This window comes from Micromonospora foliorum (assembly GCF_022229015.1).
Lineage (GTDB): Bacteria > Actinomycetota > Actinomycetes > Mycobacteriales > Micromonosporaceae > Micromonospora > Micromonospora foliorum.
The window spans coordinates 1-1,433 of the sequence record NZ_JAKKFF010000506.1 but is presented as its reverse complement, the minus strand read 5'-3'; the positions used below and the strand labels follow the sequence as shown (position 1 = coordinate 1,433).

The window sequence follows — 1,433 nt, the reverse complement described above, 5'->3', positions numbered from 1 at the left end:
GCGCCAGTGCGCGGGCGATCGCCACCCGCTGCTGCTGCCCGCCGGAGAGCTGGTCCGGGAAGCGGTCACCCAACGCGGGCAGGCCCACCTCGGTGAGCGCGGCCATGGCCAGTGCGCGGGCCCGACGTCCGCTGGTCCCGTCGAGTTCCAACGGGAGAGCCACGTTCTCCAGTGCGCTCAGACTGCCCAGCAGGTTGAGCTGCTGGAAGATGTAGCCGATCCGGCGGCGGCGCAGCTGGGCCAGCCCGCGGCGGTCCAACGTCCCCAGCGGTTGCCCCTCGACCCGGACCTCGCCGCCGGTCGGGCGGTCCAACCCGCCGGCGAGAGCCAGCAGGGTCGATTTGCCGGAGCCGGACGGCCCCATCACCGCGACCAGCTCGCCGGGCCGGACGACCAGGCTGACGCCGCGTAGCGCGTGCACCGCCGCCGGCCCGGCGCCGTGGGTGCGGTGGACGGCGCGTAGCTCCAGCACCGCGTCGTCCGACCCGCTCACCGTCGCGCCTCCTCGCCGGCCCATCGAGCCGCGTCCCGCGCGTCGTCGTCACCGGACCGGGGAGCGGGAGGCGCCGGGCCGCTGGGCTGGTGCCGGACCAGACTGGTCTCGCAGTGGTCCAGCCAGCGCACCTCGGCCTCGGCCTGGAACACCATCGAGTCCAGCACCAGGCGCCAGGGGAGGTCCTCCGGCCGGTTGCTGCCGTACTTCAACCGGGTCAGCTCCTGCAGGGCCCGCATCGTCGCGCTGCGTTGGGCCTGCACCACCGACCGGACGTCGACCCCGGGGGTGGTCAGCGCCAGCGCCAGCTTGATCGCCAGCTCGTCGCGGGGTCGGTCGGTGCGGCTGATCGGGGTGGCGAACCACAGCGCCAGGTCCGCCCGGCCGGCGTCGGTGATCTCGTACGGGCGCTGCCCGGCCTCGCTCTCCGGCAGCGGGCGCACCAGACCGTCGCGTTCCAGCCGGGACAGCGTGGTGTAGACCTGCCCGATGTTCAGCGGCCAGGTCGAGCCGGTCGACTCCTCGAACGCGGCGCGCAGCTGGTAGCCGTACATCTGGCCGCGTTCGAGCAGAGCGAGCAACCCGTGACGGATGGACATGGCAACGGAGTATGCATACCTGGTATGCGCACCGCAACCGGGGCGGACCGGTTCAGGCCGGTCGACCGGGAAACGCGACAGTCAGCGGGGTCAGCCCGGCCGTCTTGCGCCACCGGGTGGCCCGCACGGCGTACTCGACCAGGGCGGCCAGCGCCTGGTCCCGGTCGGCGCCGGTGGTGGACGCCAGGGCGGCCCGCCAGTGCGCGGCCGTGCGCTCCTCCACCTCGGCGGCGAGCCGCAGGGCGCTCGCCCGGTCGGTGACCGGGAACGGCAGGGCGTAGCCGGCGCGGTCCGGCGGAACGACGCCGCCGGCCGTGGTGAGCTGCACCACCAGCGCGTCA

3 protein-coding genes are annotated in these 1,433 nt (G+C 74.5%); all 3 read right to left on the bottom strand.

Annotated elements, in window-relative coordinates; all coding sequences use genetic code 11:
• A partial coding sequence (locus PSH25_RS29000) for an ABC transporter ATP-binding protein (RefSeq protein WP_372492880.1) occupies positions 1–493 on the bottom strand: 493 nt, incomplete at its 3' end.
• Positions 490–1,092 carry a PadR family transcriptional regulator gene (locus PSH25_RS28995; protein ID WP_238662051.1) on the bottom strand — a complete coding sequence of 201 codons (603 nt, stop codon included), beginning with the start codon at positions 1,090–1,092 and terminating at the stop codon, positions 490–492. The genes PSH25_RS29000 and PSH25_RS28995, both read right to left, overlap by 4 nt.
• 52 nt (positions 1,093–1,144) lie before the next feature.
• A partial coding sequence (locus PSH25_RS28990) for a DUF4439 domain-containing protein (RefSeq protein ID WP_238662050.1) occupies positions 1,145–1,433 on the bottom strand: 289 nt, incomplete at its 5' end.

Bases quoted from the DNA above. Each gene is read 5' to 3' on its own strand.
- PSH25_RS28995 (WP_238662051.1), bottom strand. From the start codon at position 1,092: ATGTCCATCCGTCACGGGTTGCTCGCTCTGCTCGAACGCGGCCAGATG.